24 protein-coding genes and 1 pseudogene are annotated in these 23,768 nt (G+C 36.5%); 3 read left to right on the top strand and 22 right to left on the bottom strand.

What is annotated here, in order from left to right; genetic code table 11:
* Positions 1-43 precede the first annotated feature (43 nt).
* From CO726_RS01200 to CO726_RS01185, 3 genes are all read right to left on the bottom strand, one after another.
* Positions 44-1,144 carry a leucine dehydrogenase gene (locus CO726_RS01200; RefSeq protein ID WP_000171362.1) on the bottom strand — a complete coding sequence of 367 codons (1,101 nt, stop codon included), beginning with the start codon at positions 1,142-1,144 and terminating at the stop codon, positions 44-46.
* Positions 1,145-1,178: 34 nt separating this feature from the next.
* The gene (yqiS, locus tag CO726_RS01195) at positions 1,179-2,078 is read right to left on the bottom strand and encodes a phosphate butyryltransferase (RefSeq protein WP_099683059.1); all 900 of its coding nucleotides are present in this window, start codon (positions 2,076-2,078) and stop codon (positions 1,179-1,181) included.
* Positions 2,079-2,273: 195 nt separating this feature from the next.
* Positions 2,274-4,346, bottom strand: a complete 2,073-nt coding sequence (locus CO726_RS01185; protein WP_099683057.1) for a sigma-54 interaction domain-containing protein — start codon at positions 4,344-4,346, stop codon at positions 2,274-2,276.
* A 136-nt stretch (positions 4,347-4,482) separates the two neighbouring features.
* Here CO726_RS01185 and CO726_RS01180 point away from each other — a divergent pair, with 136 nt between their 5' ends.
* Complete coding sequence (locus tag CO726_RS01180) at positions 4,483-4,716, top strand: DUF2627 domain-containing protein (protein WP_001190187.1); 234 nt, start codon at positions 4,483-4,485, stop codon at positions 4,714-4,716.
* Between the two features lie 48 nt (positions 4,717-4,764).
* Here the strand turns inward: CO726_RS01180 and CO726_RS01175 are convergent, their stop codons facing one another.
* Positions 4,765-5,493, bottom strand: coding sequence for a glycerophosphodiester phosphodiesterase (locus CO726_RS01175; protein WP_098760795.1), 729 nt, complete (start codon positions 5,491-5,493; stop codon positions 4,765-4,767).
* 50 nt (positions 5,494-5,543) lie between these two features.
* Between CO726_RS01175 and CO726_RS01170 the strand changes: the two genes are divergently transcribed.
* The gene (locus CO726_RS01170; protein WP_001247671.1) at positions 5,544-5,690 is read left to right on the top strand and encodes a YycC family protein; all 147 of its coding nucleotides are present in this window, start codon (positions 5,544-5,546) and stop codon (positions 5,688-5,690) included.
* Between the two features lie 71 nt (positions 5,691-5,761).
* On the opposite strand, the pseudogene CO726_RS01165 reads toward CO726_RS01170, so the two are convergent.
* The 15 genes and pseudogenes from CO726_RS01165 to accB form a co-directional block, all read right to left on the bottom strand.
* Positions 5,762-6,232: pseudogene (locus CO726_RS01165) on the bottom strand (glycosyltransferase family protein); the annotation flags it as partial.
* Between the two features lie 287 nt (positions 6,233-6,519).
* Complete coding sequence (gene spo0A, locus CO726_RS01160; RefSeq protein WP_003161566.1) at positions 6,520-7,314, bottom strand: sporulation transcription factor Spo0A; 795 nt, start codon at positions 7,312-7,314, stop codon at positions 6,520-6,522.
* Between the two features lie 287 nt (positions 7,315-7,601).
* Entirely contained in the window at positions 7,602-8,900 is a 1,299-nt protein-coding gene (gene spoIVB / locus CO726_RS01150) for a SpoIVB peptidase (RefSeq protein ID WP_098760797.1), read from the bottom strand.
* Between the two features lie 118 nt (positions 8,901-9,018).
* Positions 9,019-10,758, bottom strand: coding sequence for a DNA repair protein RecN (gene recN, locus CO726_RS01145; RefSeq protein WP_098760973.1), 1,740 nt, complete (start codon positions 10,756-10,758; stop codon positions 9,019-9,021).
* Positions 10,759-11,025: 267 nt separating this feature from the next.
* The gene (gene argR, locus CO726_RS01140; RefSeq protein WP_001032581.1) at positions 11,026-11,475 is read right to left on the bottom strand and encodes an arginine repressor ArgR; all 450 of its coding nucleotides are present in this window, start codon (positions 11,473-11,475) and stop codon (positions 11,026-11,028) included.
* A 142-nt stretch (positions 11,476-11,617) separates the two neighbouring features.
* Positions 11,618-12,457, bottom strand: a complete 840-nt coding sequence (locus CO726_RS01135) for a TlyA family RNA methyltransferase (protein ID WP_098760798.1) — start codon at positions 12,455-12,457, stop codon at positions 11,618-11,620.
* Between the two features lie 3 nt (positions 12,458-12,460).
* A complete protein-coding gene (gene dxs, locus CO726_RS01130) occupies positions 12,461-14,353 on the bottom strand; it encodes a 1-deoxy-D-xylulose-5-phosphate synthase (RefSeq protein WP_099683056.1) in 1,893 nt (630 codons plus the stop codon).
* 304 nt (positions 14,354-14,657) lie between these two features.
* Positions 14,658-15,548: a (2E,6E)-farnesyl diphosphate synthase gene (ispA, locus tag CO726_RS01125; RefSeq protein WP_098760800.1), complete on the bottom strand. Its 891-nt coding sequence runs from the start codon at positions 15,546-15,548 to the stop codon at positions 14,658-14,660.
* The gene (xseB, locus tag CO726_RS01120) at positions 15,548-15,778 is read right to left on the bottom strand and encodes an exodeoxyribonuclease VII small subunit (protein ID WP_099683055.1); all 231 of its coding nucleotides are present in this window, start codon (positions 15,776-15,778) and stop codon (positions 15,548-15,550) included. Before xseB ends, ispA begins: the two co-directional genes overlap by 1 nt.
* Entirely contained in the window at positions 15,768-17,126 is a 1,359-nt protein-coding gene (gene xseA, locus CO726_RS01115; protein ID WP_099683054.1) for an exodeoxyribonuclease VII large subunit, read from the bottom strand. The genes xseB and xseA overlap by 11 nt, the downstream gene beginning before the upstream one ends.
* Positions 17,127-17,152: 26 nt before the next feature.
* The gene (folD, locus tag CO726_RS01110) at positions 17,153-18,013 is read right to left on the bottom strand and encodes a bifunctional methylenetetrahydrofolate dehydrogenase/methenyltetrahydrofolate cyclohydrolase FolD (RefSeq protein WP_099683053.1); all 861 of its coding nucleotides are present in this window, start codon (positions 18,011-18,013) and stop codon (positions 17,153-17,155) included.
* A 23-nt stretch (positions 18,014-18,036) separates the two neighbouring features.
* Positions 18,037-18,429 (bottom strand): N utilization substance protein NusB, encoded by a 393-nt coding sequence (nusB, locus tag CO726_RS01105; protein ID WP_000830249.1) that lies wholly within the window; start codon positions 18,427-18,429, stop codon positions 18,037-18,039.
* 347 nt (positions 18,430-18,776) lie between these two features.
* Positions 18,777-19,169 carry an Asp23/Gls24 family envelope stress response protein gene (locus CO726_RS01100; RefSeq protein WP_000807630.1) on the bottom strand — a complete coding sequence of 131 codons (393 nt, stop codon included), beginning with the start codon at positions 19,167-19,169 and terminating at the stop codon, positions 18,777-18,779.
* Positions 19,170-19,191: 22 nt separating this feature from the next.
* The gene (gene accC / locus CO726_RS01095; RefSeq protein ID WP_098760803.1) at positions 19,192-20,544 is read right to left on the bottom strand and encodes an acetyl-CoA carboxylase biotin carboxylase subunit; all 1,353 of its coding nucleotides are present in this window, start codon (positions 20,542-20,544) and stop codon (positions 19,192-19,194) included.
* Between the two features lie 16 nt (positions 20,545-20,560).
* The gene (gene accB, locus CO726_RS01090; RefSeq protein WP_098760804.1) at positions 20,561-21,049 is read right to left on the bottom strand and encodes an acetyl-CoA carboxylase biotin carboxyl carrier protein; all 489 of its coding nucleotides are present in this window, start codon (positions 21,047-21,049) and stop codon (positions 20,561-20,563) included.
* 474 nt (positions 21,050-21,523) lie between these two features.
* Between accB and CO726_RS01085 the strand changes: the two genes are divergently transcribed.
* A complete protein-coding gene (locus CO726_RS01085; protein ID WP_099683052.1) occupies positions 21,524-21,718 on the top strand; it encodes a DNA recombination protein RecO in 195 nt (64 codons plus the stop codon).
* A 99-nt stretch (positions 21,719-21,817) separates the two neighbouring features.
* Here CO726_RS01085 and CO726_RS01080 read toward each other — a convergent pair whose 3' ends face one another.
* Genes CO726_RS01080 through spoIIIAF form a run of 3 tightly spaced genes read right to left on the bottom strand, consistent with a single transcriptional unit; the run spans position 21,818 to position 23,762 of the window.
* Positions 21,818-22,462, bottom strand: a complete 645-nt coding sequence (locus tag CO726_RS01080) for a SpoIIIAH-like family protein (protein WP_098760806.1) — start codon at positions 22,460-22,462, stop codon at positions 21,818-21,820.
* Between the two features lie 15 nt (positions 22,463-22,477).
* Positions 22,478-23,140 carry a stage III sporulation protein AG gene (gene spoIIIAG, locus CO726_RS01075; protein ID WP_098760807.1) on the bottom strand — a complete coding sequence of 221 codons (663 nt, stop codon included), beginning with the start codon at positions 23,138-23,140 and terminating at the stop codon, positions 22,478-22,480.
* On the bottom strand, positions 23,130-23,762 hold the full coding sequence (gene spoIIIAF, locus CO726_RS01070; protein ID WP_098760808.1) for a stage III sporulation protein AF: 633 nt from the start codon (positions 23,760-23,762) through the stop codon (positions 23,130-23,132). Before spoIIIAF ends, spoIIIAG begins: the two co-directional genes overlap by 11 nt.
* Between the last annotated feature and the right edge of the window lie 6 nt (positions 23,763-23,768).

The following is a 23,768-nucleotide window of genomic DNA, read 5'->3' as shown; positions in this document are numbered from 1 at the left end:
ATAAGAGGTAACCACCCCTTTTGTAAAAGTAATATATGAATGATTAGCGACGGCTAATAATGTCGTGACCGTTGCGTAAGTATGTGCTACGAGAGTTTTTCAAGCTTGCAATGCGCTCTTCAGCTAGACGATCTGCTGCTACATAAGTTGCAATGCCATCGCGTTTTGAAATTTCGATTACTTTTGCAATTGTGTCATAAATTGACTCCACGCGTTTTAATGCACGTTCTCTATTGTATCCATATAACTCGTCTGCTACGTTAATTACGCCACCTGCATTAATAACATAGTCTGGTGCGTATACAATACCCATTTCATGAATGATGTCGCCGTGACGATCTTCTTTTAATTGGTTATTTGCAGAACCTGCAATTACTTTTGCTTTAAGTTGTGGAATAGTTTCGTCATTAACTGTTGCGCCTAATGCACATGGTGCGTAAATATCACATTCAACACCGTAAATTTCATTTGGCTCAACTGCTGTTGCACCGAATTCTTCTACTGCACGTTGTACAGCTTCTTTATTAATATCTGTAACGATTAGTTTTGCTCCTTCAGCGTGTAAATGTTTGCATAGGTGATATGCTACGTTACCAACACCTTGAACAGCAATTACTTTTCCTTCTAAATTATCAGTACCGAAAGCTTCTTTCGCAGCTGCTTTCATACCACGGTAAACACCGTATGCAGTTACTGGAGATGGGTTACCAGAAGAACCGAATGATGGTGAAATACCTGTTACAAAGTCAGTTTCTTCGTGGATAATATCCATATCATCTACTGTTGTACCAACGTCTTCAGCTGTAATGTAACGTCCGTTTAGTCCTTGAATGTAACGTCCTAATGCACGGAACATCGCTTCGCTCTTATCTTTACGTGGATCACCGATAATTACTGTTTTCGCACCACCTAAGTTTAAGCCAGCTGCTGCGTTTTTGTATGTCATCCCTTTTGCAAGACGCAATGCATCTTCAATCGCCGCTTCTTCAGAATCATATGTCCACATTCTTGTTCCACCAAGAGCTGGTCCAAGTGTTGTATCATGAATTGCGATGATTGCTTTTAAACCAGATTCTTTATCTTGACAAAATACTACTTGCTCATAATCATATTTTTCTAAGTATTCGAAGATTTCTAATGTCATTGTCGTTTCCCCCTAATGTTTTACCCTATTTGGTTTATTTTGAAGCAGTCGCAACTGCCAATGCTAATGAATATACTTTTGTCTCTGCTGAATCAGCACGAGATGTTAAAACAATCGGTGCTTTTGCGCCAGCAATCATTGCTCCTACTTTTGCATCCGCAAAGTATACGAGTGATTTATATAGCACATTTCCAGCTTCAATCGTTGGGACGAGTAAAATGTCTGCCTTACCTGCTACATCACTTACTATGCCTTTATGTTCTGCTGCAATTTGTGATACTGCATTATCTAAAGCAAGTGGTCCATCAACGACACAATTTTTAATTTGTCCGCGGCGATTCATTTGAGTTAACATCGCTGCATCAATTGTCGCTTGCATCGCAGGATTCACAACCTCTACCGCTGCAATTGGTGCTACCTTTGGCAAATCCATTCCTATTGCCTGGGCAACTTCTACAGTATTCTGTATAATAGCAGCTTTTTGTGTTACATCAGGTGCAATGTTCATCGCTGCATCTGTAACAAAAATGAGACGATCGTAATTTGGAACTTCAAATGCTGCAACGTGTGAAAGTACGCTACCTTTACGAAGTCCCCACTCTTTATTTAATACAGCTTTCAAAATATTCGCTGTTGGGATGTTCCCCTTCATAAGCACATCTGCTTCGCCATTTTTTACAGCTTTAACAGAAAGTTCTGCAGCCTCAACACTTGATGCTGCTGCAATCACTTCAATATGTTCTGAAGTTTGTAAATCATGTTCTTGTAGCATCCCCATTATTTTTTCTTGATTTCCATATAGACGAAATTGAGCTAGCTGTAATGTAATTGCTTTCGCTACAGCTTCAATTACTTCATGATCTTCAGCTACTGCTACAGCCACAGTTTTTTTAGGCTGACCTGCCGCTTGATCAATTAAGTGTTCTAACTTCATATTTTGTAATCAACCCTTTCCGTCGTCCCTCGTCTATTTATAAAGCAAATATCGTGCCAACTTTTAAAAGTGGTCTTACCAATAATGAAAACGCATTCAAAATGCAGTAAGATCAATACTTCGGAAAATAACAAAACATTCTGTCTGTTTTTGTCACTTTTTGTATACCATGCAATAAATTGCACGGTACGCAATTTATTGCATGCTACTTTTTGCACACTCATACTTTTCTAGCTTGTAATATAAATTCCGAACTGAAATTCCTAACGCTCTCGCCGTTTGCGTTTTATTTCCACCAAACCTCTCTAAATATTCATGAATGATATTCCCTTCAAACTCCGTCACTAAATGTTCAAGTGGCTTTTCTGCTAACTCAGGTAATAAATGAGTTTGCTTTGACTCTACCTGCTCTTCGTTGTGTAATGGCGGTAAATGGTGTACATCAATATATGTCTCGTTATAATTCATAAAGATAATAGCTCTCCCCAAAATATTTTCAAGTTCCCTCACATTCCCCGGCCATTCATATGATTGTAAATATGAAATAGCCGAGTTAGTGAGCCCCTCTATATTTCGGCCATAATCTTGGTTTATTTTTTGAATTAATCTTTCTGCGATTGCCGGTATATCGCCTTTACGCTGACGAAGAGATGGAATTTGGATTGGAATTTTATTTAATCGATAATATAAATCCTCCCTAAACTCTCCTTCTAGAATGTCCTTTTCTAAATTCACATGTGTCGCTGCAATTACTCTAACATTGATAGGAATCGCTTTCGTTCCACCAACTTTTACAATCTCTTTTTCTTGCAACACGCGAAGGAGTTTCGCTTGTGTATTTGCAGATAGTTCCCCTATTTCATCTAAAAAGATACTGCCATTATTCGCTTCCTCAAAGAATCCACGCTTCCCGCCTCTTTTCGCTCCAGAAAATGCACCTTCCTCATAACCGAATAATTCACTTTCTAGCAATGTCTCCGAAATGGCAGCACAGTTTACACGAACGAACTTATTATATTTTCGATTACTTCCATTATGGATGGCATGCGCAAACAATTCTTTACCTGTCCCTGACTCTCCGCGTAGTAATACTGTTGCTGGTGTATTCGCCCCAAGTTTCGCCTGTTCAATAGCGGCCGTTGTTTCATCTGAATTTCCGACAATGTCATCAAATGAATATTTCGCTTCTAACGTTCGAATAATTTGCCTTGCTCTATTCAATTCATTTGTTAACTTTTGAATTTCAGATACATCACGAATTACACCGACGCTTCCTTTCAATATCCCATCCACAATGACTGGTGCTACGTTTACAATTACATCTCGCTTTTTCTGCCCAATCTTCATATGTATCCCTCGTACTGCCCTACGTGTTCGAAGTACTTTCATATGCATACTTTCACCTTCTACAATATCGGTTGTAGCTGGCTTCCCAATAATGTCCTCTTCTGTTAAACCTGTTAATTTCGTATAAGCAGGGTTAATTACTAATCCTCTTCCTTTTTCATCCACGACCGAAATTGCTTCCTCAGACGAGTTGATAATCGCCTCAAGTAACGTTTGAATCTCCTTTAAATCTGTAACTTCTTCCGCAAGATCTACAACTTCTGTTATATCTTTAAAAATCGCAAATGCCCCTTGTACCTCTCCTCCCTCTTTTAAAATCGGAATACGGGTTGTAATAATTTTCTTTTCATTCTCCAACGTCAGTTCATAATTTACTTCTATTTGTTTCGTACGTATAATACGAAGCAACTTACTAGTCGGAATAACTTCTAAAATATATTTCCCTACCGCATCTTCTTTTTTATACCCGATAATACGCTCTGCACTTTTATTAAATAGACGAACTTGTCCCTCTCGATCGATTACTATCATACCGTCATGCGTAGAATTTAAAATTAAATCCCCTTGCTGTGTCTGTTCTTCTAACTTTCCAATTAAATCTTCCTTCTCATGTGCTAATCTCGTAACAATTTTCGCAATATCACCTGGTATAAGAAGCGTATCTTTATGCTTTTTCTTTAATAAATCTTTATGTAAATCATCGTCACCTGTCATATCAAACATTACATCAATGTGCATAGAAAGAAACGGCGTTACACTCTCTCCAATTGTAACCCCGTATTCCTTAGCCATTTGTAACCCTTTTGCTATCGGATTTATATCAATAATCCCTATAATTTGAAATATATTCGAACTTTGTAATAGATTCAGCAGTGTACTGCCACCTTCACCTGCACCAACAATTAAAACTTTTTGTTTCATATATTACACTTCCTCTCGAAGTATCTCTGCAAAATTTTTCACACCCTTATCTTACTCGTTCAGCCCCCTCTTGACAAACCCCCTTTTCATATAACATCATTGAAATAAACAAAATAATCTGAAAAGGAGCATTTATATGCAGCGTTACCTTGCTCTATTATTAGCACTCATCCCTATTTCATTAGCTGTGTTTGGCATTAAGTTAATGAGAGATACTGTATTCGGGATTCTATTCCCTCCACTTTCTATACTCTGGTTACAATTTTTAATTGGCGCTCTTTGCTTCGCGCTCGGTTTTTATATTTTTGGTGGCTTCGTCCTACACCGAGACCGTAAACGAAATAAAGTACAAGCTCGATTTAGAAGATAGGAAAACCCCACTATGTCTAAATAAAAAATGAGACCGTTACACGCGGTCTCATTTTTTTATTGGCAATAACGTTCTTGCCGTTTCAGGATAATCAGTAATAATCGCCGAAATATTCATATCAAAATATTTACGCATAAGCGTTTCTTCATTAATTGTATAAGGCCTAACCTCTACACCACTTTCCATCGTTAGTTCGGCAACGGCATCTTGAAGATAACGATAATTAGGGTGTACTGCTGTAGCGCCCATTTTTTTCGCATATGCCCACGGACTATGCAAACCTTCGCGATATAAAATCGCTGTTTGAATATCAGGAGCCATCATATGACACCTTTTCATACTGTAGTGATTAAATGAAGAAAATATAACACGATCTTCTAGATTTAATTTCCGTACAAGCGTTATAACTTCTTCCTCTAAACCTCTGTATGGAATTTTATTATTTTTCAGTTCAATATTAAGTAGCAATTGTGTTTTTTCAATCCATTCTAATACCTCTTCTAAAAGAGGTATTTTACAAAAACCTACTTTATCACCAAATTTATAGCTCGCATCTAATTTACATAAATCCTCATATAAATAGTTTCGAACCGCACCTTTTCCATTTGTTGTCCGGTTCACTGTTTCATCATGAATGACGACAACCCTTCCGTCTTTCGTTAATTGAACATCAAGTTCAATTCCATCCGCCCTAAAAGATTCCGCTGCTTCAAATGAAATCATTGTATTTTCTGGGTACGTTCCCGCTGCACCACGATGTGCAAATATAAGAGTCATCCTCACTCCCCCAATCTTATGCTATACTATACGAAAAAGGAGGTACTTCTATGAGACCATTACAAATTTCTCCAGACACTGCAGTCCGCCTATCAAAAGCATTAGGTGTTCCACTTGAACAACTTATGCATATGCCGCAGCACATTCTAATTCAAAAGTTAGTTGAATTAGAAAAACAAAATAAAGACGAAGAATAATACAGTCCTGTTTTGCAGGGCTTTTTATTATTTTCTATTATATCACGGATGACTTCCCTGCTAAAATCCCTTATCAGATATACTACGGTTCCATTTAATCTTTTCTTCAAACATTTATAATCAATTAAATGAAGCTGTCCCATTTCTAAAAATTGCTTATCACCATTAAATATAGAGACAATCCCCTGTTTAAGGATGGCATAATCTCCTACAACAGGGTTAAACGCTATGGAAGTAATCATTATTTCCATCGTCAAAATGATTACGATACTTAAAGCAATCATAATATTTGTGTACGTTCTTTTCATTTTATTAATAACCCATTTATAATACATAAAGAAGAGCACAAATAAAAGCAACGTCGCCGCTATAACAATACCGACTTTTCTTGTAGTATAATCCTCAGTCGGATAAGGAAATTCACCACTCATCAAAATTGTTTTCGGGATAAAAAATTTACTTACTATCATTGAAAATATAGATAAAAACACCGTCATAACAATGGTTGGGTAAGCATGATTCACTATTTTTTTAAAAGTCATTCATCCATTATCCAATTTATCCAACTTTCCCCAATTAATGATACGTTATAGGGATTACACTGTCAAACCCACGTGTTTCCTGTAAATATCCTTATTTTCACTGCATTTTTCTATATAAATATGTATTCCTTCAACATCCTTAAATCGAAGTAAATAAAAAGACCAACGAATTCTAACATTCATTGGTCATTAAATAAACAATTTATTGGTTTTAAAATTGATATCGAGTTTAAATTTCAAAAATTATTAAGCTTTATTAAAGCTTAAATCCCTTACTACTTCTACTCTCAGCTAGCCTTATGTTCAAGTCTCAGCTTATCCGCAACCATTGCGATGAACTCAGAATTCGTAGGTTTTGCTTTTGACATGGATACTGTATAACCGAATAAGGACGAAATAGAATCAATATTCCCACGACTCCATGCTACTTCAATTGCATGACGGATTGCTCGCTCAACACGGCTTGCTGTTGTATTATATTTCTTTGCGATATCTGGATACAATACTTTCGTAATAGATCCAAGTAATTCGATATCGTTGTACACCATAGAGATCGCTTCCCTTAAGTACATATACCCTTTAATATGAGCAGGAACACCAATTTCATGAATGATACTCGTAATGCTCGCGTCTAAGTTTTTCGGCTTTCCATCTACTGTCGTTGCTGAACGGAAAGATGGAAGTGGACGTTTAATAGTAGCGTTCGCTTTACCGCTCACTTGACGAATATGACTCGTTAAATTCTCCATATCAAATGGTTTTAATATGAAATATGAAGCACCTAAGTCAACTGCTTTTTTCGTCACATCTTCTTGTCCAAATGCTGTCAACATAATTACGCTCGGCTGTCTTAGCCTTTCAATATGTCGCATTTTCTCTAGTACAGCTAAACCATCTAAATGTGGCATAATAATGTCTAAAACAAGTACATCCGGCTGCTTATCTTTTAATAAATTTAAACACTCTTGACCATTATAAGCAGTACCGATTACTTCCATATCATCTTGAGCAGCTACATAACTCTCTAGCATTGATACTAATTCTTTATTATCATCCACAAGACATACTTTAATTTTCTCCACAGCTTTTCCTCCCTTACCGAATCGATTCTCCGACATGTGTATCCTTCTAGGCTACATGAATTGTTCGACAATTGTGTGAAAATTCCCTTTTAAAGTTTGTTACTTTCCGATAAAATCACAAAAAAATATGTTTATCTTTCATTTATTCCCTTTCGCAACACATTCCATCATAGAAATACAACGAAACGTTCAACCCTTTTCTTTTATTTTACAACAAAAAACACCTCTTGCGGAGCTTTTACAAAATTTCAACGAATTTTTCAAAAGAAAAGCGAGCTAATTATTAATTAGCTCGCTTTTCTTTCTTGATCATAAATGTTAATTCCAGCCTCATGTAACATCCATTCAATATGAACACCATATCCTGATGTTGGATCATTTACGAATACATGTGTAACAGCACCAATTACTTTCCCGTTTTGTACAATTGGACTTCCGCTCATCCCTTGTACGATACCACCCGTTTTAGCTAATAAACGTTTGTCTGTCACTTTTATTACCATGCCTTTTGTCGCCGGAAACTTTTGCGGTACTGTACTAACAACTTCAATATCAAACGCTTCCACTTTATCTTGATCAATAACTGTTAATATTTTTGCTGGTCCCTCTTTTACTTGATGAGATAGTGCAATAGGCATTGCTTTATCCATTACGCCATTTGACATATTTGTATTTAATTTTCCAAAAATACCAAATGGACTATTTATTGTAATATTGCCAATCACTTCACGATCTGGTGAGAACCTCGCTAATTTCTCTCCTGGATTTCCATGACTACCTCTTTCAATTGATGTAACTGTCGAACGCATAATTTGTCCATCTTCGACTTGAATCGGCTTTTTCGTATCGTTATCAGAAATGACATGACCAAGCGCTCCATATTTCATAGAGTCAGGATGAACAAATGTCATTGTTCCAATCCCAGCTGCCGAATCACGAATATATAAACCAATACGATAAGACGATTCTCCACTGTCTTTTTGTGGTGTTAACTTAGTGCGGATATGTTTTCCATCTCTTAATAAAACAAGATTAAGCGGCTCGCCTGTTTCACCACTATTATGAATAAATGGTGCTACATCACTCATTCTTTCAATTGTTTTTCCATTAATTTCAGTAATCATATCTCCAATTTGCACACCAGCTGTTTCACCAGGAGATACTTTCCCTTTTTCAGTTTGAATTAAATGATGGCCTACAACAAGTACCCCTTTTGTGTTTAACTTCACACCAATCGATTGTCCACCTGGAATAACTTTAAAATCTTTCAATACTTTCACATTTACTTTTTTCACTGGAAAACCAGCAAGCTGAAACACCATATCCGCTTCACCATTTTGATGAGAATTTACCATAAGTCCTTGTTTTTGTTCATTTGAACTTACTGTAAACACATGACGATCTGTAGATGAAGCTTTAAAAACTGGTAATGAAGCTATTTCTGATTGTTGTCCTTCAAAAACAACAAGTTGCTTCGGGGATGAAATAAACGTCCGAAGCGGTTTAAAACATCCAATAAAAACTAAAGAAACAAGGAGACAAATACCTATTATTTTGCGAAATCTTTCTAATTTCAATTTGTTCACTCTCCTCGCTCCTACCCCACATTCAGCCTCTTGGCTTCACTTTTTAATCTCTCCTTGCAGTGCTTTATTTATAACCGGAAGAATTAAGAAATCATTATTTGAGAAAAAAAGCTATCCATTACTGGATAGCCTCTGCTGTCTGTTTAAAATGATGCGCTTGCGTAAGTAATTCTTTCGCATGTTCTGTCGTTAAATCTGTAATTTCCACACCCGAAATCATCCGAGCTATTTCTGTTACTTTATCCTCCATAGTTAAAACGGTAACTGACGTAATTGTTCGATCATTCGCTACTTGTTTTCGAATAAATAAATGTGAATCCGCCATTGAAGCTACTTGAGGTAAGTGCGTAATACAAAGTACTTGCGAGTTTACTGATACTCGATAAATTTTTTCCGCAATAGCCTGTGCAACCCGACCACTTACGCCAGTATCCACTTCATCAAAAATAACAGATGCAACACCTTGATGCTTAGAAAAAATGCTTTTTAAAGCTAAAATAATACGAGATAACTCTCCGCCAGAAGCGACCTTTGAAAGTTGTTTTAGCGGCTCACCTGGATTTGTTGAAATATAAAATTCCACATGATCGTAGCCATCCGCCGTAAGTCTTACTGGTGCTCCCTCCACAAGAGGCTCTTCAGCATTTCCTTCTCGCTTTATAATTCTCACTTCAAATTTTGTTTTTTCCATATATAATTCTTTTAATTCCTGATGAATAGCATTTGTAAGATGTTCTGCAAGCTCATGACGCATATTACTTAACAACGTTGCTTCTTTCAGAATAACACTTTCCAGTTCCTTTAACTGCTTCTTCGTCGTTTCAATATGAACGTCTTTATTTTCAATCGTAAAAATTTCTTGTTCAATTTTATCAGCATACGCTAAAATCTCTTCTACAGTATTTCCATATTTTCTCTTTAGCATACGAATTTCATTTAAACGCGTTTCAATTTCGTCTAAACGATTCGGATCATATTCCATCATATCGAGCTTTTCTCTCAGTTGATACGCAACTTCTTCTAATAAGTAATAGCTATTTGCAATTGAATCATGATTTTCTTGATACACTTCATCTAAATGTGTAATACTCTCCATTTGTCCCATTGCGCTTCGTACATTATCTAATCCCTGTCCGTCAGCGCTTAACGAACGATATGCATCGCCTAATGCTTTGTAAATTTTTTCGAAATTAGAAATTTGCAATCGTTCTTCAGTTAATTCATTTTCTTCATCCATTTTTAAATCCGCCTTACGGATTTCCTCATGCTGGAATTGAATTAAATCTAAGCGATGCGCCATTTGTTGTTCATTTTCACTTAACGATTTTAACTGTTTTTTTAACTTCTCATAATCAGCATATACATTTTGGTATATATCCAATTGTTTAACAATACGCTCTCCATCAAAATGATCGAGCATAAATAGATGGCGCTCTTCATTCATTAAATCTTGCGTTTCGTGCTGCCCATGAATATCAACAAGTGTTTTTCCAATTTCTTTTAATATACTAAGGGTAACCAGTTTCCCATTTACACGACATACGCTTTTTCCGTTTGCAGCGATATCACGCTTCAAAATAATCATGCCGTCTTCAATTTCTATATCCAACTCTTCTGCCTTTTCAATACATGGATGCTTATCATCTTCTACATAAAATAGCCCCTCTATCTCAGCTTTTTCTGTTCCGTATCGAACAAATTCCGCTGAACCACGACCACCTACAAGTAAACTAATCGCATCGATAATAATCGATTTTCCGGCTCCTGTTTCACCACTTAAAACTGTTAATCCTTTTTGAAAAGAAATATTTAATGCCTCAATAATAGCAAAGTTTCTAATCGATAATTCCGATAACAATGCCCCATTCACCTCGTTATAAACTAATCCCCTATTAAGGGCTTTTCTCAGTTCTTTATTCAAATAGTCATACTATATGTTTGTATGTATAAATTACTTTTCTAACCGCTCCATTGTACCAAACATTTGTTTTACGGGTCAATCCACCTATTTTCTAATTTTATGCAAAGAAAATATTATACTACAATTAAGAATTCACGTTTTTAGCCAATAAAAATATCCTGTTCACTTTCCACTTTACAGAGGAAAGCAAACAAGATTTTTTTGTTACAGCATATTTAAGAAACGATCAGAGACAACACCTGTATCTTCAGGTGTACGGCAAATAATTAAGCAAGTATCATCACCACAGATGGTTCCGATGATCTCATCCCACTCTAAATGATCAATAAGTGCTCCAAGTGAATGAGCGTTACCAGGCAATGTTTTTAGCACAAGCATATGTCCTGCCGTGTCTAATTTTACAAATGAATCCACTAGATTCCGTTTTAATTTTTGTAACGGGTTAAATCGTTGATCTGCTGGCAAGCTATATTTATAGCGACCATCATGTAATGGCACTTTCACTAAGTGCAATTCTTTAATATCGCGCGATACTGTTGCTTGCGTTACATTAAATCCCTCATTACGTAAAATATCAACTAATTCATCTTGTGTTTCAATTTCTTTGTTCGCAATAATTTCCCTGATTTTAATATGGCGCTGACCTTTATTCATACATTTGCACCTCACACTATCTCTTACCATAGTTTAAACATTGGTATACTTCACTTATTTATGTTAACTTATAATTCGTTACTTGTACACAATTGTTTTTACAATCATTATACAATTACAACAAAAAGAGGAACAACATATGTTATTCCCCTTTCCCTTTTTGTTTTAGGACATCATGCGCCTCTGTAACTACTTGCTCAACAGAAACTGGAGAATGATTTTCGCCATTCTCACGTTCACCATGCCATTTCAGATGGATTAAAAATTCAATATTACCATCCCCGCCCGTAATTGGTGAGAATGTTAAACCTTCTACATCGTATCCTTCTTTTACAGCAAAATCGACAATCATTTCCACAACAGCCTCATGTACTTTTCGATCACGAACGATACCTTTTTTCCCAACTTGCTCTCTTCCAGCTTCAAACTGCGGTTTAATTAACGCTGCTACATCCCCATTAGGCATAAGCATTGTTTTTAAAACTGGCAATATAAGTTTTAATGATATAAATGAAACATCGATACTAGCAAATTGCGGTAAACCACGTTCTAAGTCTGCTGGTGTCACGTAACGGAAGTTTGTTCGTTCCATTACGACAACACGCTCATCTTGACGCAATTTCCACGCAAGTTGATTGTATCCTACATCTAATGCATAAGATAATTTCGCTCCATTTTGAAGCGCACAATCTGTAAAGCCACCAGTTGATGAACCAATATCTATCATAACTTTATCTTGTAAATCAAGATGAAATGTCTCTAATGCCTTTTCAAGTTTATAACCACCACGGCTTACATACGGCATAACTTGTCCCTTCACCGTAATCTCTGTATCTTGTGGGATTTTCTCTCCTGGCTTATCAAGTCTCATCTCATTTGCATATACAAGTCCGGCCATAACGGCGCGTTTTGCTTTCTCACGTGTTTCTATAAGTCCTCGCTCTACTAATAGTACATCTACTCTTTCTTTTTTTGCACTCATTTGTTACGCCCTTTTTTGTTTTGATGGAATCATTGTATGAATACGGTCTACAACAGCTTCTGTCGTTAAACCAATTTCTTCTAATAATTTTGTTACACTACCGTGCTCTATGAAACGGTCGGGAATACCCATTCGTTCAATTAACGCACTATGGTATCCGTTCTCAGACGCAAATTCAACTACTCCCGTTCCAAAACCACCGATTAAGCAAGCTTCTTCAATCGTTAAAATCGGTATATTTTTTCCTAAGAGATCATGTAAATATGCTTCATCCATCGGTTTAATAAAGCGAGCGTTCACTACTTTCACTGAAACTCCAGCCTTTTCAAGACGCTCAGCTGCTTCCATTGCCATTGGTATTGTCGTACCAAACGTTAAAATAGCCGCTTGTGTACCTTCTTTTAACGTTTCCCATGAACCGATTGGAATTGCCTTTAATTCTTCATCCATATGAACACCAAGTCCATTACCGCGCGCATAACGCAATGCGATTGGCCCCTCTTCATATTGCATCGCCGTATATACTAAATGTTGCCCTTCATTTTCATCTTTTGGCATCATAAGTACCATATTCGGTAAGTGGCGTAAGAATGAGATGTCAAATACACCTTGATGCGTTTCACCATCTGCTCCTACTAAACCAGAGCGATCGATTCCAATGAAAACATTTAAATTTTGGCGGCATATATCATGAACAACTTGGTCATATGCTCTTTGTAAAAATGTTGAATAAATCGCTAAGAATGGCTTCATACCTTGAGTTGCCATACCCGCTGCCATCGTTGTAGCATGCTGTTCTGCAATACCCACATCAATCATCCGATCCGGGAATTCTTTTTGGAATTTCTCAAGTTTCGATCCAACAGGCATTGCAGGTGTAATTGCAACGATACGCTCGTCCGTTCTCGCTAGCTTAAGTACTGTTTCACTCACAACAGCACTCCATGCTGGTGCAACCTCTTTCGGTTTAACGAAGTCACCTGATTCAATTTTATAAGGTCCTGTTCCATGCCAAGTTCCTATAATATCACTCTCAGCTGGTTTATAACCTTTTCCTTTTTTCGTAATAACATGAACAAGCACTGGGCCTTTTGTTTTCTTTGCATATTGTAACGTTTCGAATAACTTTTCATAATCATGCCCATCAACTGGACCTAAGTATGTAAAGCCTAACTCTTCGAAAAAGACACCGGATACTAGTAAATATTTAAGACTATCTTTTATTTTCTCTGCTGTCGCAGCAACTTTCCCACCGACTGCTGGGATTTTCTTCAATATATACTCTAGTTCGTCTTTTACCCAATGATATTTTCCTGCGGTACGTAGACGTCCAAGCACATTATGAAGCGCACCAACGTTTGGTGCAATTGACATTTCATTATCATTCAAAATAACAATCATGTCTGTTTTTTCATGTCCAATATGGTTCAATGCCTCTAAAGCCATTCCGCCTGTTAAAGCACCATCTCCAATGATTGGTATAACATATTCTTTCGTTTTCTTTAAATCACGTGCTAAAGCCATTCCCATTGCAGCAGATAATGATGTCGAGCTATGGCCAGTTTCCCATACATCGTGTTCACTCTCGCAACGTTTTGGGAAACCACATAGACCTTGATATTGCCTTAATGTGCCGAATTCTTTTGCACGTCCTGTTAAAATTTTATGTACATAGGATTGATGTCCTACGTCCCATAAAAATTTATCTTTCGGACTATCAAATAATTTATGCAGAGCAATTGTGAGTTCTACTACACCTAAATTAGGTGCAATATGTCCACCTGTTTGAGAGAGCTCTTCAATTAAAAACTTACGAATATCCTCACTCAATCCCTCTAGTTCACTGATAGACATATCTTTCAAAAAACTAGGGTTTTGAATTTGCGTTAGATCCACATGGATCACTCACTTTCATTTCATAATCTGTCAACATGTCAAATATTACAAAAAACATCTACACAAAACAAGAAATTCTCTTTTTTTTAATTTTTTACCTTGTCCTGCTATTAACCAGTCTATTGCGCCCTAATCCTATTATAAACCATATTTCTTTAGGCGATGAAAAAAATAGCCGCTAACACGAAGTGATAACGGCAATGTAATCTACATATATTTTTGCCAATAACAAGAAAAGAAAAACCTTTTCCTACATTTATATCATAAAATGATAAATGACTCAACAAATGAAAACGCTGTTATATTAGTTATTACGTTTTGCAATCAAATCGCAAATAGATAGTAAATATTCATCTTGTAATTGCAAGGAACCAATAGCATCTTTTGCTTTTGCAATTGTTTCTTCTAAAATATCCTTTGCTCTATCTATAGTAAATAACGTCGTATATGTGCTCTTTTCGTTGGAAACATCACTACCAATCGGTTTTCCAATCTCTTCTTCGGTTCCTTCCACATCTAAAATATCATCTCGAATTTGGAAAGCTAGGCCGATATATTTTGCAAACGCAAGTAACTTTTCTTCTTGTTCTTCTGTGGCATCAGAAAGTATCGATCCTGCAAGTACAGCGAATTCAAGTAGTTTCCCAGTCTTATGCTTATGAATATACTCCAACTCAGCAATCGTAAGCTGTTTCCCTTCAGCTTCCATGTCCGCCACTTGTCCGCCAACCATTCCTTCTGGCCCTGCCGCTTTTGCAAGTTCAAGTACAAGTCTTACTTTTTTCTCAGCAGAGATTTCCTTTTGTTCATATGCCATAATAACTTGAAAAGCATACGTCAACAAACCATCGCCTGCTAAAACTGCCATCGCTTCACCAAATACTTTATGATTTGTGGGCTTCCCTCTTCTTAAATCATCATCATCCATACAAGGTAAATCATCATGAACTAACGAGTATGTATGTATCATTTCAAGAGCACAAGCTGCACCTACTCCAAGATTTCTTTCTTTACCAAACGCTTGTAATGTTGCAAATAAAAGTAACGGGCGGAGACGCTTTCCACCCGCTTCCAAAGAATATACCATCGCTTCACGAAGTACATTTGGACATTGTAATTCATTTGCATAGCTTACAAGCTTCTCTTCTACGAAAGTTTTACTTTCTTTCAAAAAAGTATCAAAAGCAATTGTCACTATGCTTCATCTCCTAAAGCAGTAAACGGTTCAAGCTTTCCATCTTCCCCAAGAATAACTGCCATTTGTTCTTGTACGTTCTTCAACTTTTCATCACAAAGCTTAGATAATTCCATACCCTCTTTAAAATAAGAAATTGCTTCTTCTAAAGGTACGTCACCTTGCTCTAGCTTAGAAACGAGATGCTCAAGTTGCGAAATTGCCTCTTCAAAGCTTAATTTATTTTCCATTATTCAATTCACGCTCCTCTATGCCTGATACGCTACAATCTAGTATTCCATCTTGTAATTGAACTGAAACAGCATCTCCAAGGCTGACATCTTTCACACTTTTTAACACTTGCTTCTCTTCATCATATACAAGCCCGTACCCTCTCATCATTACTTTAAGCGGACTTAGTGCTTCAAGTTTCTGAGCAGCTCTTACGAAGGCAAATTCTTTCGTTTGAAGTAACGTTTGCATTTCACGTTGCAATTGCTTTTGCAATGTTTCAACCGCTACCTTCGTTTGCATAATTTTTTGAGATGGGTGGTGCTTCTCTAAATAAAATGAAAGCTGTTTTAACTGATTTACCTTTTTATCAATATAACGCTCTTTCGCTAAAACAAGCTGTTCTAACGCTCTATCCAATTGCTCTTCTTTTTGCTCATATACTTGTCTTGGATAACGGAACGCATAAGATTTTTGCAATACTTGTAGTTTTTCTTCTTTTTTATGTACTAACTCTCTCATTGCTCTTTGCAATCTTAGAGTTCTTTGTAATACCTTTTCTTGTAACTCTATAATATTAGGCGCTGCCAGCTCAGCCGCCGCAGTCGGTGTTGGCGCCCGTAAATCGGCAACAAAATCAGCAATTGTAAAGTCTGTTTCATGGCCTACTGCTGAAATAATAGGAATTTTACTCTTGAAAATGGCCCTTGCAACCATTTCTTCATTAAACGCCCATAATTCCTCAATAGAGCCTCCCCCACGCCCAACGATTAGGACATCTATCTCTTCCATTTCATTCGCTGTACGAATCGCTTGTACAATCGAGGGAGCTGCTGACTCCCCCTGTACAAGTACTGGAAATACAATAATATTTCCAATTGGATAACGACGTTTAATCGTTGTTATAATATCACGAATCGCTGCCCCTGTTGGCGATGTAATCACACCTATTGTTTTAGCATAAGGAGGAATTGTTTTTTTATAAACTTGAGAGAACAAACCTTCTTCCTCTAAACGAACCTTTAATTGTTCGTAAGCTAAATGCAAGTTTCCGATTCCATCAGGCTGCATGTCTTGAATATAAATTTGATAAGAACCGCTCGCCTCGTAAACGGAAATTTTCCCTTTCACGAGTACCTTCATCCCATTTTCAGGTCTGAATTTAATATTACGATTATGACCCGCAAACATAACCGCTGCGATTCTTGCATTTTCATCTTTCAATGTAAAATACATATGACCACGGCTATGATTTTTAAAATTGGAAATTTCACCTTTTAACCAAACAGACTGCAAATGCGGATCATATTCTATTTTTGTTTTTATATAGCGTGTTAACGCTGTAACGGTTAAATATTGTTTCTCCATTTCTCTCTCCTCATAGCCAAATCAGATTATTTACAAACGACACCTGCACGTTTAGCAGATTCAACAGTATTATGAAGAAGCATTGTGATCGTCATTGGACCAACGCCCTTTGGCACAGGTGTAATGTAACCAGCAACATCTAACACGTTGTCAAAGTCAACATCACCACAAAGTTTGCCTGTTTCTAAACGGTTTACACCAACGTCGATTACAACCGCTCCTTCTTTAATATAGTCAGCTGTCACCATTTTAGGTCGCCCAACTGCTACGATTAAAATATCAGCTAACTTCGTTAACTCTTTCATATTTTGCGTCTTAGAATGACAGTATGTGACAGTTGCATTTTCATTTAAGAACAATTGTCCCACTGGCTTGCCGACAATATTACTTCTTCCAATTACTACAACATGTTTTCCTGAGATATCAAGATTTGTTTCTTTTACTAACTCTACAATACCATGCGGTGTACATGGAAGGAATGTATCTTGTCCCGTCATCATACGTCCCACGCTGATTGGGTGAAATCCATCTACATCTTTTTCTGGTGAAATTCTTTCAATGATAGCTTTTTCTTCAATATGCTTTGGTAAAGGTAATTGCACTAATATGCCATTAATGCGGTCATCGCCATTTAAGCGATCGATTTCAGCAAGCAAACGCTCCTCAGTAATTGTTTCCGGAAGTTCAATTAGCTCTGAATAGATTCCTACTTGTTCACAGCCCTTTTCTTTTCCTTTTACATAAGAACGAGATGCTGGATCTTCTCCAACTAGAATAACTGCTAATCCTGGTACAATCCCTTGCTCTTTCAACTTCACAACTTCTTCTCTTAATTGTGCTCGTTTTTTCTCCGCAACTTCATTTCCTTTGATGATTACTGCTACCATTTTAAGATTCCCCCTTAAAGAAATTACAGTGTATCTTTTATATTAGATAAAACGCCGTTAATAAAACGACGAGATTCCTCATCCCCAAATGTTTTAGCAATTTCAATTGCCTCGTTAATTGTTACGTTGTGTGGAATTTCTTCCATGTATTTCATTTCATACACAGCTACACGTAAAATACTGCGATCAACAATACTAATACGCTCCAGCTTCCATTTTTTTAAGTTTTGACGAATCGCTTCATCAATTACTTCTTTATTTTCTACAAAACCTACTACAAGTGATTCTAGAAACTCATTTGTTTCTTCACCTTCATCTAGCGTGTTTTCCACCGCTACTTTCGGTTCTAATTCACCTGTAATATCCATTTGATATAATGCTTGCATAGCTCTTTCTCTAGCCGTCCTACGTTTCATTGTAACTCTCCTTTATGCTTCAAGTCTTTCCTTATGCTTTGTTATATTATTATAATTTATAAGCCGTCAATTCACTTACTCTTACAGTTTTCATTGATTTTCCAACCTTATAATACAATGATAATAACACAATTTATCGTTTCACACACGGGTTACAAGGCTGAAAAATAATAAAAAGATTAACTTCAAGTTCCATATCTTATCACAATGTACGTTTTTTGGAAAAACGAAACATTTTCTTTTTAATTTCTTTTTTTTTGAAATAGTATAATAATTAGAGGGTTTTAATTTGTGAAGAAATGAAACGATAAAAAAGATGCCTATGTTACTAGGCATCTTTTTCATTCTTACACTGGTTCGATTTCTGTTTTTTGTGTTTCGAATGTTACGCCAACGATGTGAACATTCACTTCTTTTGGCTCAAGCCCTGTCATTGTAAAGAGTGCTTGGCGAATGTTGTCTTGAATCTTTTGTGCAACAACTGGAATTGCTACGCCAAAATACATCACAACATAAAGGTCAACGATAATATCCTCGTTTGCTAATTCAACCTTTACACCTTTACCATGATTTTTCTTACCTAACTTCTCAACAACATCTGTAGCAAAATTACCACGCATTGCCGCTACACCTTCTACCTCAGCAGCTGCAATACCTGCGATTACTTCAATTACTTCTGGTGCAATTTCTACTTTACCAAGAGTTGTATCTTGACCCATATCTAACATATGTTCAGCCATGAAAAAAACCTCCTTTAATGTATCACTGCGTCACAAGTTCATGCTCTTCCAAAAATTTCGTATTAAACTCACCTTTTACAAAATCAGGATGATCTAACAATTGCAAATGGAACGGGATTGTTGTATGTACGCCTTCAATGACAAACTCACTGAGTGCACGCTTCATTTTTGCAATTGCCTCTTCACGTGTTTTTCCGTGAACAATTAATTTAGCAACCATCGAATCATAGAAAGGTGGGATTGAATATCCCGGATATACAGCTGAATCGACGCGAATACCAAATCCGCCTGGTGGCAAGTACATTTCTACTTTACCTGGAGATGGCATAAATTTTTTGGCAGGGTTTTCCGCATTAATTCGGCATTCAATTGCCCAACCATTAAATTGTACTTCTTCTTGCTGTAACGATAACTTCTCTCCAGAAGCAACGAGAATTTGTTCTTTAATTAAATCCATCCCTGTTACCATTTCAGTAACTGGGTGCTCAACTTGAATTCTCGTATTCATCTCCATGAAATAAAAGCTTTTCGTTTTATATTCATAAATAAACTCAACCGTACCAGCACCTGTATAATCAACCGCTACCGCCGCTTTTACTGCTGCCTCACCCATCTGCTTACGCACATTTTCATCAAGTGCAGGTGATGGACTTTCTTCTAGTAGTTTTTGCAAGCGGCGCTGAATTGTACAATCACGCTCTCCTAAATGAATGGCATTTCCGTGTGTATCTGCCATTATTTGAATCTCAACATGGCGGAAATCTTCAACGTACTTTTCTAAGTATACACCAGGGTTCCCAAAAGCGGTACTAGCTTCTTGCTGTGTAATTTGAATTCCTTTTACAAGCTCTTCTTCATGGCGCGCAACACGAATACCTTTTCCGCCGCCGCCAGCAGTCGCTTTAATAATAACTGGATATCCAATTTTATTAGCAAGTTCGATCGCTTCCTCGGTATTTTTAATAATCCCTTGTGAACCTGGTACAATCGGAACCCCTGCTTCTTTCATTGTATCACGAGCAACGTCTTTTGTGCCCATCTTTGAAATAGCTTCTGGACTTGGGCCGATAAAAATTAAGTTACATTCACGGCATAACTCTGCGAAATCTGCATTCTCTGCTAAAAATCCGTATCCCGGATGAATAGCATCACAGCCTGTTAACTTCGCAACGCTAATAATATTCGTCAAATTTAAATAGCTTTCTTTTGAAATCGTTGGCCCTACACAATACGCCTCATCTGCAATTTGTACGTGAAGTGACTCTTTATCCGCTTCTGAATAAATTGCGACTGTTTCAATGTCCATTTCTTTACAAGCACGAATAATTCGTACAGCAATTTCCCCACGATTGGCTATCAATACTTTTTTTATCATCACAAAGACTCCCTTATTACGCTTTTACAAGAAATAGCGGTTGTCCGTACTCAACAAGCTGTCCGTTATTAACAAGAATTTCAACAATTTCGCCATCTACATCAGCATCAATTTCGTTAAATAACTTCATAGCCTCAACAATACATACGATAGAATCTTTCGATACTCTATCCCCTACACTTACATATGGAGGTGTATCAGGTGAAGAAGAAGAATAGAATGTACCTACCATCGGTGATGTAATTTTATGTAGGTTTTCATTTTGAACAGCTGTTTTCTCTTCTTGTTTTGATACTTCCACTTGCGCTGCCGCTACTGTTGTTTCAACTTCAACAGGTGCTACTGGTTGCACGGCTTGTTTTGCTACAGGTGCCTGCACTGCAACAACTTCATTACCACGCTTTTTCATTTTGATTGTCGTACCGTCTTTTTTGTATTCAAATTCATCAATATTAGAGCTATCAATTAATTTAATTAATTCACGAACTTCTTGAATTTTAAACATATAAAATCCACTCCCATACTCTTGTTTGTCCCGTTTTTACAGATTCTCGTCATTAAAACTAGATTGACTGTAAAAATACGATGTACTCTATTAGAAAATGCATTTCATTTACTAATAGAAATAGTTACTATTTCCATCTTACGATAAATTTTTTAAACATTCCAATTTATATTTCTTTATAATAAATCGAAACTCCTGTAAAAATATTATTCCAATAAATATTTATTACCTAGTAATAATACCAAGTTTCACACAAAATTGGCAAGACCACTTCCTAAAAAACATTCCTTACTTTTTCAAAATGCTACACGGTAAAAGTATAATTACCGCTCCGCTCCTCTCTTCACCTCATCTATAGTCAATAACATATTTTTACCAAATATTATTTTTTTGTTTACACGTCGTTCATCATTCCTTCATATAAGAATAGTATGTTCAAAGTGTAGAAAATATATCGTATCGAGGTGTGGACATATGATATGGCTCATTCTCTTCTTACCTGCCGTAATGGTCTGGGCATTCGTTCTCTTCATCCACGTCAAATCCGGAAAAAGTAATCATCGCTACCATGAACCGTTAATCTTTTACTCACAACGTATTTCTCCATTCCGATTTGAACATAGTATAAACAACTACAAAGACGAAACAGAAAAAAGCTATCGAAAATGATAGTTTTTTTCTATTATTATTTTTATCTAACTATTTTCAAACAATCCGATTCGTAAAAACTAATAATCCACGGGGGATTTCCCCGTGGATTATTAGTTTTTATTTTGTTGGTGGATCGAATTTTACACCTACATCTTTTGATCCGCCTTCACTTCTTACCAGTTGTATAATTTTATTCGCTTCTTTTTGTGAATGCTTTGCTGCTTTCACAGTTACTCTAATGTCAGTGCCATCAGCTCTTACAAGAGCATCTTTATATCCTCCTTGAGACTTAATTACTGTCTCAAGTAATTCTTGCTTCGTTTCCATTGTAGTAATTGCATCGAAGTTATCTTTTGCTTTACTCTTTTCTGTTGCTGAAGACTTTGCTGAATTCATCACTTCTTGTAATCTAGCCTTTTGTTCACTTCGCTGATCGTCCATTTGCATACGTAACGCTGTGAAATTTTCATCACTTGATTGAACTGTTACATTAGCTTCTTTTTTACTTGTTTCTTTTTTAGCACTCTCTTTTTTGTCTGTTTCTTTATTTGATGTTTCCTTACTTGTATTTTCTTTTTTTGGCGTTTCTTTAGGTGCTTCATTTGTTACTGCTTTATCAGTACCTTGTTTTTCTTGTCCAATCTTTTCACCTGTTGCCGGCGATGCTGTATTCATTTTGTCTGGAGTTGTTACGTAATACACAGATAGTACAACAACTAAACTTAACATCGTTAATAGCCAAACCGTTTGTTTTTTTAACACTTTATTTCCTCCCTATCAATTTTTCGGTGATACTGAAACGCGATGAGCTGGTACATCTAGCAGCCGTATTACAGCTTCTTTTACCATCGCTTTAACTTGTATATTATCCACTCCCTTTGCTACGACAAGAACACCTCGCACTTTCGGTTTCTCTGTTCGTAAAACAACGGGAGTTTCTTTATCCCCTTCACGTATAATGACTGTCTTTTCATCAAGAGACTCGTCTTCTACTTCCCTCTTGCCACCTGTTTTATCTGTTTCACCTGTTGTTTGTGAACGTTTCACTGTATTTTTTTCTAATATTTTTTCCTCTGATGAATCTAAATTCACCTTAATCGTTACATCTTTTACTCCTGCTATTTCTTCTAAGGCTGCTTTTAATTCTTGTTCATACGCTTTTTCATATTTTTCTACATTTGACATATTATCATTATTTTTTTGTCCAAAAGTTGGTACGTCTTTTTCTTGATTTTGAGTTTTTTGTTCTTTAAATACAGGTACTTCTTCTTTTTTACTTGAAAAAAAGCTACTAGAAAACATAAGCAACATTCCAAGTATGAGTAGGACAAGTAAAAACTTAGGTGTTACCTTTTTTCCCTTCTCATTACTTTCTTTTTCATCTCCATTCAATAAGTTTCGAAAAAATGAGAACTTCGAATTTTTATCTTTATTGTCCATTTACTCTACCTGTCCTCCCTTCCATTTGAACTTGGATTTGTTTATTCTCTAGTTGCCACCTGCTTGAAAAGAAGTCTTTCATTTCTACATTTGTTTCCTCTACTTTTTTCGGTGGTTCTTTCGTGTTAATTTCAACCGGCTTTACTGTTTCGATTGCATCATTTTTACTACGTTCTTTTTCTTTCAACGTCACAACAACAGATTGAATATCTTTCGCTGACTTTACTTCCGCTGTACTTTCTGCTGCGACTATTTGTATTTCAGAGACTGTCATACCATACTTTTTCTCGAACTCTTTCCCTACTTCTTTTTTCATTTTGGTAGCCATCTCTTCTAAACTATATGCACGTGTTAGAGCTTGTATTTCTTTTTTCTTCGAATCTATTGAATTTTTTACAGATCCTTCTGCTACGTACTTTTCTTCATTAAAATTTGCGATTACTTCATTTACATCTGTTTGCAATAGTTTAAAAAGTGGCGTTAAGATTAAAACAACTAATAATAGACTTACAACGAATTTAACGTACTTTTGTAAATTAGAATTTGGAAGAATAAGATGAAGCATTGTCGCTAAGAGTAAAAAAACGATAATATTTCTAATCCACTCTGTAACAAATTGCATACCCTT

Origin of the sequence: Bacillus fungorum (genome assembly GCF_002746455.1) — a bacterium.
GTDB lineage: Bacteria > Bacillota > Bacilli > Bacillales > Bacillaceae_G > Bacillus_A > Bacillus_A fungorum.
Note: the sequence above shows the minus strand (reverse complement) of the source record. Positions and strands in the feature narration are given on the sequence as shown.

Excerpts from the sequence above, each read along its gene's own strand:
- CO726_RS01135 (WP_098760798.1), bottom strand. The coding sequence starts at position 12,457 with ATGAGTGCAAAAAAAGAAAGAGTAGATGTACTATTAGTAGAGCGAGGA.
- accB (WP_098760804.1), bottom strand. The coding sequence starts at position 21,049 with ATGTTTAAAATTCAAGAAGTTCGTGAATTAATTAAATTAATTGATAGC.
- nusB (WP_000830249.1), bottom strand. The coding sequence starts at position 18,429 with ATGAAACGTAGGACGGCTAGAGAAAGAGCTATGCAAGCATTATATCAA.
- xseA (WP_099683054.1), bottom strand. The coding sequence starts at position 17,126 with ATGGAGAAACAATATTTAACCGTTACAGCGTTAACACGCTATATAAAA.
- CO726_RS01180 (WP_001190187.1), top strand. The coding sequence starts at position 4,483 with ATGCAGCGTTACCTTGCTCTATTATTAGCACTCATCCCTATTTCATTA.
- CO726_RS01085 (WP_099683052.1), top strand. The coding sequence starts at position 21,524 with ATGATATGGCTCATTCTCTTCTTACCTGCCGTAATGGTCTGGGCATTC.
- CO726_RS01185 (WP_099683057.1), bottom strand. The coding sequence starts at position 4,346 with ATGAAACAAAAAGTTTTAATTGTTGGTGCAGGTGAAGGTGGCAGTACA.
- folD (WP_099683053.1), bottom strand. The coding sequence starts at position 18,013 with ATGGTAGCAGTAATCATCAAAGGAAATGAAGTTGCGGAGAAAAAACGA.
- spoIIIAG (WP_098760807.1), bottom strand. The coding sequence starts at position 23,140 with ATGGACAATAAAGATAAAAATTCGAAGTTCTCATTTTTTCGAAACTTA.
- spoIIIAF (WP_098760808.1), bottom strand. The coding sequence starts at position 23,762 with ATGCAATTTGTTACAGAGTGGATTAGAAATATTATCGTTTTTTTACTC.
- CO726_RS01170 (WP_001247671.1), top strand. The coding sequence starts at position 5,544 with ATGAGACCATTACAAATTTCTCCAGACACTGCAGTCCGCCTATCAAAA.
- CO726_RS01200 (WP_000171362.1), bottom strand. The coding sequence starts at position 1,144 with ATGACATTAGAAATCTTCGAATACTTAGAAAAATATGATTATGAGCAA.
- CO726_RS01100 (WP_000807630.1), bottom strand. The coding sequence starts at position 19,169 with ATGGCTGAACATATGTTAGATATGGGTCAAGATACAACTCTTGGTAAA.
- xseB (WP_099683055.1), bottom strand. The coding sequence starts at position 15,778 with ATGGAAAATAAATTAAGCTTTGAAGAGGCAATTTCGCAACTTGAGCAT.
- accC (WP_098760803.1), bottom strand. The coding sequence starts at position 20,544 with ATGATAAAAAAAGTATTGATAGCCAATCGTGGGGAAATTGCTGTACGA.
- yqiS (WP_099683059.1), bottom strand. The coding sequence starts at position 2,078 with ATGAAGTTAGAACACTTAATTGATCAAGCGGCAGGTCAGCCTAAAAAA.
- argR (WP_001032581.1), bottom strand. The coding sequence starts at position 11,475 with ATGAATAAAGGTCAGCGCCATATTAAAATCAGGGAAATTATTGCGAAC.
- CO726_RS01175 (WP_098760795.1), bottom strand. The coding sequence starts at position 5,493 with ATGACTCTTATATTTGCACATCGTGGTGCAGCGGGAACGTACCCAGAA.